Consider the following 9,536-nt stretch of genomic DNA (forward strand, 5'->3'; position numbering starts at 1 on the left):
ATCTCACTCCTTATTATGCCATTCTTCCACAGCAATTTTTATACTTCTTGCCACTACCACAAGGACAAGGATCGTTTCTTCCTACCTTTTTCTCTTTTTTTACTGGCTCCTTCTTTAAGGAATCATCATGGTTAGTTCCAGTTTCCTTAGCTACCTGCTCTCTTTCAGGAGCCTTTTCCATCTTTACACGGAATAGGTGTCTTATAGTATCAGTCTTGATATTATAAATCATTTCATTAAACATTTCGCTTCCTTCAATCTGATATGCCTGCACCGGGTCTTGTTGCTTATAAGCTCTTAAGCCCATTCCTTGCTTTAAATGATCCATATTATCAATGTGATCCATCCACTTAGTATCAACTACTCTAAGAAGGATTACTCTTTCTATTTCTCTTAAGGCTTCAGAACCAAATTCCTCTTCCTTCTTAGCATAAATTTCCTTAGCAATAGATAACACTTTTTCCTTTATCTCATCATTAGACATTTTTTCTAATTCATCAACTTTTAACATGCCATGAGGAATACATAAATCCTCTAAATAATGAATTAATTTCTCTAAGTCACTCTTAATTTCTTCTTCCAAACCAGTAAGGTGTGAATCTACAGCACTGTAAAGAACATCTTTCATCATTTCCTCTATCTGTTCTTTAATATCTTTTCCCTCAAGCACATCTGCTCTTTGCTTATAAATTACTTCTCTTTGCTGGTTCATAACATCGTCATAGCCAAGTAAAGTCTTTCTTATATCAAAGTTATTTCCTTCTACCTTCTTTTGAGCACGTTCTATGGCACTAGTTACCATCTTACTTTCAATGGCATCTGTATCTGTGAAGCCCGCCTTCTCAATCATTGGCTGTAATCTTTCTGAACCAAAGATTCTCATTAGGTCATCCTCTAAGGAAATGTAGAACCTTGAAGATCCTGGGTCTCCCTGACGACCAGCACGACCTCTTAACTGGTTATCGATACGTCTAGATTCATGTCTTTCTGTACCGATAATTTTTAGTCCACCTAATTCTTTAACCCCTTCTCCTAGCTTAATATCTGTACCACGACCGGCCATATTGGTAGCTATAGTTACCATACCCTTTTCACCGGCATGGGATATAATTTCAGCTTCCTTTTCATGATACTTAGCGTTTAATACTTGATGCGGAATGCCTCTTCTCTTTAATAAAGCAGATAAGGCTTCTGACTTTTCTATGCTTACAGTACCAACTAACACTGGCTGACCCTTTTTATGAGTTTCTATTATTTCTTCTACTATAGCATTAAATTTAGCCTTTTCAGTCTTATATACTACATCTGGATAATCTATTCTTGCTACAGGTCTATGAGTTGGTATTACAATTACATCTAAACCATAAATTTCTCTAAATTCATTTTCTTCTGTAAGAGCTGTACCGGTCATACCGGATAACTTTTTATACATACGGAAATAATTCTGGAAGGTAATTGTAGCTAAAGTCTTTGATTCTCTTTGAACCTTAACCCCTTCTTTAGCTTCAATAGCTTGGTGTAATCCATCACTATATCTTCTTCCTTCCATAAGTCTTCCAGTAAATTCATCGACGATTACTACTTCTCCGTCCTTTACCATGTAATCCTTATCTCTCTTCATTATATAATTAGCCTTAAGAGCCTGGGTTACATGGTGCTGCAATTCCATTTGACTAGGATCTGCGTAGTTATCTATTCTAAAGAATTTTTCTGCAGCAGCTACACCTTCGTCTGTTAAAATTACAGAATTGGACTTTTCATCTACAGTAAAGTCTACATCTGCCTTTAGAGTCTTTACAAAGAAATCAGCTACCTTATAGAAATCTGTAGATTTTTCTCCTTCTCCAGAAATTATTAAAGGTGTTCTTGCTTCGTCTATAAGGATGGAGTCAACTTCGTCTACTATAGCAAAGTTTAATTCTCTTTGAACTCTTTGCTCCTTGTATACTACCATGTTGTCTCTTAAATAATCAAATCCAAATTCATTGTTTGTTCCATAGGTTATATCACAGCCATATGCCTGTTGTCTCTCTTGCTGGGTTAGATTATGTACAATAACCCCAACAGTTAATCCAAGGAATTCATAAACTTGAGCCATCCAGTCTCTATCTCTTTTTGCTAAGTAATCATTTACTGTAACTATATGCACACCCTTACCGGTAAGAGCATTTAAATAAGCTGGTAATGTAGCTACCAAAGTTTTACCTTCACCAGTTTTCATTTCTGCAATTCTTCCTTGATGAAGTACAATACCTCCAATTAACTGTTCCCTAAAATGTTTTAATCCTATAGTTCTACTAGAAGCTTCTCTAACTACAGCAAAGGCTTCTGGTAAAATATCGTTTAAAGTTTCCCCATTATTAAGTCTCTTTTTAAATTCTTCTGTTTTAGCTCTTAGCTCATCATCAGTAAGCTTTTGCATTGACTCATCAAGGGAATCTATTTTATCTACTATAGGAATTATTCTTTTAACTTCCCTCTCACTATAAGTCCCAAAAATTTTATCTAATATACCCATGCTTTCATCCTCGCAATTCTAATACATTTTTTCATTTTTATTAATTTTCATTACTCTTTATTATAACATTTTATTAATTATTCTTTCAACTTCAAATAAATAAAACTCCCTAAAAAGGGAGTTTTATTTATTTAAAATTCTGGTTCAATGAGACCGAAATTACCATCTTTTCTTCTATATACTACGTTTACATCTCCACTATCAGCATTTTCATATACGAAGAAGTTGTGACCTAACATTTCCATCTGTAATACAGCTTCTTCTGAGGACATTGGCTTCATAGCAAATCTCTTTGTCTTTACTATTTTAGGTTCCTCAGCTTCCTTTTCACTACCGGTTAGATCCGGTATGTACTGAAACTTTAATGCATCTCCTGCTTGTCTTCTAGCAAGTCTTGTTTTTACCTTTCTTATTTGTCTCTCTAATTTATCAACAACTAAATCTATAGAAGCATACATATCTTCATTTTCTTCTTCAGCTCGTAATATAACTCCATTAAAAGGAATTGTTACCTCAATAATCTGCCTATTTTTTTGAACATTTAAAGTAGCTTGCACTTCTACATTGGGATTAAAGTACTTCTCCAACTTTGATAATTTCTTTTCTACGGTAGCCTTAAGAGCTTGAGTTAATTCCATATTTTTTGCACTTACTATAATATTCATATTTCCAGCTCCTCTCTCTTACCCTAAGGTAATTTTAGCAATCTTTTCTTCTTGTTAATATTATTTTAATATGAAATGAGGACAAACTCAACAGTAAAATTTTGAATTTACAGAATATTTGATTAATTTACGTCATTTTTCCTGTCTATATCTAATGCTTTTTCATTATTCTCCAATCAAACAATTATAGTTTCTTCTTTTAATATTATTACCGATATAATTATATAAATGTACAGTATAATACCGGGAATTTCTGAGTTAATTTGATAAAAAAAAAATAAAAACTCAAAACTTTCATAGTTTGAGTTTTTATTTTATAAAAGTTAGTTGACCTGATCTTTGCCCCCACACCCGCCTGCTGGAGCTTTCGCTACCCGGAACTTACCTCTCACTACTAACCCTCTCGTCATAAGACGGCAGGACTAACATCTAAGCCGCACCATGATCATTAAACATTTGTTTAACTTACGTGGGTCGTTTCGCCTGCGACTGGCATCGACTTTCAATCACAAACCTAACTTTTATATGTATATTATACCGCACTTTTCGCCACAGTCAAGACTATAACTTCATTGCAACCTTTTTCCAGCAAAGCTTTTCCGCAATAAAAGGCTGTGGCACCGGTGGTTATGACATCATCTATTAATAAAATTTTTTTACCCTTTATTTTATTTACATTAGTTGCTGTAAAACTACTTTTTAAATTAAGCCAACGTCCCTCTCCATCAAGGCCTATTTGATCCTTTGTAATATGTTGCTTAGATAAACATCTGATAAAGGTTTTATCCAAAGCTTGACAAAGTTGCTTACATAAAAATTCACTCTGATTATATCCCCGTTTTTTTAACATAAGGGAATCAGAGGGCACGAAAGTAACATATTCAGCATCTATTCCTTTCGTTAATACAAGTTTTTTCATAAGACCTACTAATACTCTTCCACAGTTAAAATCACTTTTATATTTTAATCCTATTATCATTTCCTTTACTAAAGCGTTGTAATAACTACAGGAATAATATTTTATTTTTATATTTTCCTTTTGTATGTGCCCTTCTATTACTGAAAAGTTAATCTTTTTTTCACAACTATCACAAATCAATTCTTCCGTTGGATTGTTACAAAGTATGCAACCTTCACTATTGCCATATAGTACATCCAAAAGACATTCAAAGTAATATTTTATACTCTTACCAATCCCATGTCCCATATAAGCTTATTGAATCTCCTTATTATTTCCTTGCAATTTTCCATATCCCTAGATATGTCATTTGACAAAAACAACACTTCTCCAAAATTATTATCTTCAACATTAGAAGCTTTACTGCATACATAAACCAGCTTTTTATATTCAAAAACCTTATTTTCAGCAAAATATATTATGAAATCAGTTTTACTTAACTTCATATTTATTATATCCATATTATGAGTAACAATTATTCCTTTTTGCTTTTCAATAAAATAATTCAACTGATTGTTATTATTTTCAAAATGTAATACATTAGTACCTAATCCATCTTTAATGCTTAATAAATAGTTATGAACTCTTTCAGATATATCTTTTCCTGGTGTTAATATTATCACATTCCTATTAGACTTAATGGACCATTGCAAATATTCATATATAACTATAGGAATTTCTTTGTTTAAGTCCAATCTAGTAGTAATTACTCTTGGCTCTATCATCGGACTTCCTTTATATCTACCGGGAATCTGAATAGATTTTGCATTTTGAAAGATATTTTCTATAGATATACATATAATCCTGCTATTCTTATAGAACACTGACAATAAATCTAATATTTCAAATTTATTATATTTAGGAAATCCTCCTATATCGTCGTAGATTACTAAATCATAATTATCTTTTACTAATCTACAAATCTCATTTGTAAGTAGTACAAGAGACTTACCTTCTTTAACTCTACTACTACCTTCCATACTATAACAATAATCATCAAAACCTCTTTGTTTTAATAAGTTCACCCTATGTCTTATACTTTCCTCATCATTAGCTATATATAATACTTTTTTTCCTTCAGATGTATATTTAATGATAATATCTTCAAAAACATCGTATTTGCTATATGGTACTGCCACTATATTTAATACCTTTTCCTCACTTCTACTCCAATTACGAATAGCCTTAATTATTCTTTCCTTTTCCTTCAAATCAGTGTCTACTGGCAACATCGCCATACACGCTCTCTCCTTTTTTTACAATACTTTAGTAAGCTAATTTTTATTCTTTGACAGGATTAATTACTCTTGGCTACTATCTATAATATTCTCTATTCTCCATTTTAGGGATGAATATCTTTCAAAACTTCTATTATTATTTATCATAAAGTGTAATGCCTTTACAGAGCCTACTAACACTACCATTTGCTTAGCTCTAGTAATAGCAGTATATAATAAATTTTTATTCATAAGCATAGGCGGTCCCATGAAGGATGGTAAAATAACTACAGGAAACTCACTTCCTTGACTTTTATGCACCGTTATAGCGTAGGCTAAATCTAATTCATCCAAATATATAAAATCGTATAATACACTTCTTTCTTCATCAAATACAACCTTTAACACTTGATTATCTTCATCGATTTCCTCTATAAAGCCCACATCTCCATTAAATACACCAAGACCTTCATCTTCTCCCTGACCAGCAATTCTAATCCACTTTAGAGAATAATTATTCTTGGTTTGCATAACCTTATCTCCAACTCTAAAAATTGTATCTCTAAATTTTTTCTCCACTTTATTTTTAGAAGGAGGATTTAAGATATTTTGAAGTTCATTATTTAAGTTGCTAACTCCTAATACACCCTTTCTCATAGGCGATAAAATTTGGATATGCTTCAACTTATCCCATGACTTATTAAATTTAGGTAGTCTAGTATTTATAAGATTAATTATAGTATTTAATATCATATTAGGATCTTCTTCATTTATAAAATAGAAATCCTTATTTTTTTCATTTAAAAAAGGCATCTCTCCCTTATTGATTCTATGAGCATTTACTATTATCATACTCTCCTTAGATTGCCTAAAAATATCCTTCAGCCTTACTACTCTTACGCATTTACTTTCGATAAGATCCCTAAGCACATTACCGGGACCTACTGAAGGCAACTGATCCACATCTCCAACTATGATAATTCTCGTACCTATAGAAACCGCTTTTAAAAGACTATTCATAAGCATAATATCAACCATAGAAGCTTCGTCTATTATTAATACATCGCACTGCAAGGGACTTTCCTCATCCTTATTAAAAAACATATTCTCCTCGCCCTCATATCCTAGCTCTAATAAACGATGTAATGTCTTAGCTTCTCTTCCAGTAGCCTCCGTCATCCTTTTAGCCGCTCTGCCCGTTGGAGCTCCCATAAGCACCTTCATCCCTGCCGCTTCAAATATTTCTAAAATACAATTTATAATAGTGGTTTTTCCAGTACCAGGTCCACCGGTAATTATTTCCACTCCACTATCTGCAATTCCAGCTATAGCCTCTCTTTGAGAAGGTGCAAAGCTTATATTATGTTTTTTCTCAAAGTTCTCAATTTCCTTCTCTACATCAACATCCAATTTGGAATATTGACTAAAAGCAAGAGTCAAGATTTTTTTAGTAACCCCGAGTTCACAATAATAATACGGAAGCGTAAAAACGCACTCCTGTCCTTGGATATTCTCTATCTTTATCTGACCATCTAAAGCTGCTTCTATTATATTTTTCTCAATATCTTCACTACTTACGCAAAGTATATCTACTCCATTTTTTATTAATTTATCTATAGGCATATAGGTATTTCCCATAGCACAAAATTCATTTATTAAATACTTTATACCACTTTGAATCCTATAAGGAGAATTCTTTTCTACTCCTAAGCTCAAGGCTATTTTATCTGCAGTTTTAAAACCTATGCCAGAAACCTCTTCCGTTAATATATACGGATTATCTTTAACTACTGCTATAGCATTTGCTCCAAATCTCTTATAAATTTTCATGCATTGATTTGGCGTAACACCATAAGCTTGCAAAAATACCATTATATTTTTTACTTCTCTTTGCTTAAAATAGGATTCATAAATTATTTCTATTTTCTTATCTCCAATGCCCTCAATCTCTTTTAATCTCTCTATATCATTCTCTATTATTTCAAAGGTTTTTTCCCCGAATTTTTCAACAATCTTTTTTGCAGTAACCGGTCCAATTCCAGTTATCACCCCAGAAGCCAAATACCTTTCTATACCAGCTATAGATTCAGGTATAACTTCTTCACAACTCTCAACTTTAAATTGCTTACCAAATTGAGGATGTATAACCCACTGTCCTTGAACCTTTAAATTCTGTCCCTCTGTAATATACGGTATAATACCCACTATTGTTATCTTTTCATTACTACTATTTATTTTAGCTACTGCATATCCATTATCCTTATTATGAAAGACAACTTCTTCCACAACTCCATGTAATTCCGACATAAAATCTCTCCTAAATTATATCCTCACTATTAGCATACCTTATGTATATCTTCAATTTCAACTAATAATTTATATCACATCAAAGTCAATCCAATTGCTATCTATAATTATTACCAAAGATACATAAAAAAAATGCAGGAAGTAAAATTCACTGCATTTTTTTATAATTAAATATACTTCTTAATTTCTTCTACCTTATTAAGTCTTTCCCAAGGCAAATCTAAATCTAATCTACCGAAATGTCCATAAGCTGCTGTCTGCTTATAAATAGGTCTCCTTAAATCTAATTCCTTTATTATAGCCCCTGGTCTTAAATCAAATACTTTTTCAATTAATTCAACTATCTTATCATCGGAAATCTTTCCTGTTCCGAAAGTATCCACTTCTATAGATACAGGTTTTGCAACCCCAATAGCATAAGCTAATTCTATTTCAATTTTATCAGCTACTCCAGCTGCTACAAGATTTTTTGCTACCCATCTAGCAGCATAAGCTGCTGAACGGTCAACCTTTGTTGGATCTTTACCGGAGAAAGCACCACCGCCGTGTCTTCCATATCCTCCATATGTATCTACTATGATCTTTCTACCAGTTAAACCTGAATCTCCTTGTGGTCCACCGATTACGAATCTACCAGTAGGATTTATATAATACTTAGTATTCTCATCAAGGAAATGTTCTGGAACTACAGCCTTAATTACATGTTCCTTTAAATCCTTTGCTATCTGCTCTTGATCAACTTCAGGACTATGCTGAGTTGATATAACTATAGCGTCAATTCTTATTGGCTTATTATCTTCATATTCAACAGTTACTTGTGTCTTTCCATCCGGTCTCAAATAAGGTAAAGTACCATTTTTTCTTACTTCTGATAATCTTCTAGATAATCTATGAGCCATAGCTATAGGTAAAGGCATGTATTCAGGAGTTTCATTAGTAGCAAAACCAAACATCATTCCTTGGTCTCCTGCTCCTACTGCTTCTTCCCTATCCATATCACCTTTTTTTGCTTCAAGAGCTTCATTTACTCCCATTGCAATATCTGGAGATTGCTCATCTATTGAAGTTAAGATAGCACAAGTATCGCAGTCAAAGCCGTACTTTGCTCGTACATAGCCAATATCCTCTATGGTCTTTCTAACAACCTTAGGAATATCTGTATAGCAATTAGTAGTTATTTCTCCCATAACCAATACCATTCCTGTGGTTACAGCAGTTTCACAAGCTACTCTAGCATATGGATCCTGTTCAAGAATAGCATCTAAAATAGCATCTGAAATTTGATCGCATATTTTATCTGGATGTCCTTCAGTAACAGACTCAGAGGTAAACAATCTTCTCATAATTTTATGGCCAAATAAAAGATGTATGATTCATCCTTTATAAAAGCCCCCTCACTCCTTTCAAATATAAAATAAAACCTCTTCGATAAGAAGAGGTTTGAAAGCCTTCTCTTATCTTGCAAAACTTTGCAGGAATTGGCACCTTAGTGTTAAGTTCCACTGGTTGCCGGGTTTCATCGGGCCCTTTCCCTCCACCTCTCTTGATAAGAGTAATATTTTATTAAGTTCCGTATAAACAATGACTATTGTAACATCTATGATTTTGTATGTCAATATATTTCATCATCTCCAATTTAATGAGAGAAAACCTATCATATTCTTCGCAAAATAAAGAAGGATACTTAAGCAAGTATCCTTCTTTTGGTGGAGGAAGATGGATTCGAACCATCGAAGTCAGTGACAACAGATTTACAGTCTGCCCCCTTTGGCCGCTCGGGAATTCCTCCTTAATTGGAGCTGGCAATAGGAATCGAACCTACAACCTGCTGATTACAAGTCAGCTGCTCTGCCAATTGAGCTATGCCAGCA

At 33.2% G+C, this 9,536-nt stretch carries 6 protein-coding genes, 2 tRNA genes and 1 riboswitch; all 8 genes read right to left on the reverse strand.

The genetic code is table 11. The features are described 5' to 3' along the window. Nucleotides 1-13: 13 nt before the first annotated feature. Entirely contained in the window at nt 14-2,518 is a 2,505-nt protein-coding gene (gene secA / locus N3C_RS10480) for a preprotein translocase subunit SecA (RefSeq protein WP_074365983.1), read from the reverse strand. Between the two features lie 131 nt (nt 2,519-2,649). Continuing rightward, nucleotides 2,650-3,183, reverse strand: a complete 534-nt coding sequence (gene hpf / locus N3C_RS10485) for a ribosome hibernation-promoting factor, HPF/YfiA family (protein WP_074365984.1) — start codon at nt 3,181-3,183, stop codon at nt 2,650-2,652. 532 nt (nt 3,184-3,715) lie between these two features. Continuing rightward, nucleotides 3,716-4,390, reverse strand: a complete 675-nt coding sequence (locus N3C_RS10490; protein ID WP_074365985.1) for a ComF family protein — start codon at nt 4,388-4,390, stop codon at nt 3,716-3,718. After that, on the reverse strand, nt 4,363-5,379 hold the full coding sequence (locus N3C_RS10495) for a hypothetical protein (protein ID WP_074365986.1): 1,017 nt from the start codon (nt 5,377-5,379) through the stop codon (nt 4,363-4,365). Before N3C_RS10495 ends, N3C_RS10490 begins: the two co-directional genes overlap by 28 nt. A gap of 63 nt (nt 5,380-5,442) precedes the next feature. Beyond that, nucleotides 5,443-7,665, reverse strand: a complete 2,223-nt coding sequence (gene recD2 / locus N3C_RS10500) for an SF1B family DNA helicase RecD2 (RefSeq protein ID WP_074365987.1) — start codon at nt 7,663-7,665, stop codon at nt 5,443-5,445. 167 nt (nt 7,666-7,832) lie between these two features. Further along, the gene (gene metK, locus N3C_RS10505) at nt 7,833-9,008 is read right to left on the reverse strand and encodes a methionine adenosyltransferase (RefSeq protein ID WP_074365988.1); all 1,176 of its coding nucleotides are present in this window, start codon (nt 9,006-9,008) and stop codon (nt 7,833-7,835) included. Nucleotides 9,009-9,116: 108 nt separating this feature from the next. Beyond that, nucleotides 9,117-9,218, reverse strand: a riboswitch (SAM riboswitch). Between the two features lie 151 nt (nt 9,219-9,369). After that, nucleotides 9,370-9,454, reverse strand: a tRNA-Tyr gene (locus tag N3C_RS10510). A gap of 5 nt (nt 9,455-9,459) precedes the next feature. Next, nucleotides 9,460-9,535, reverse strand: a tRNA-Thr gene (locus N3C_RS10515). Nucleotide 9,536 lies beyond the last annotated feature (1 nt).

Origin of the sequence: Clostridium sp. N3C (assembly GCF_900095445.1) — a bacterium.
GTDB lineage: Bacteria > Bacillota > Clostridia > Clostridiales > Clostridiaceae > Clostridium_AU.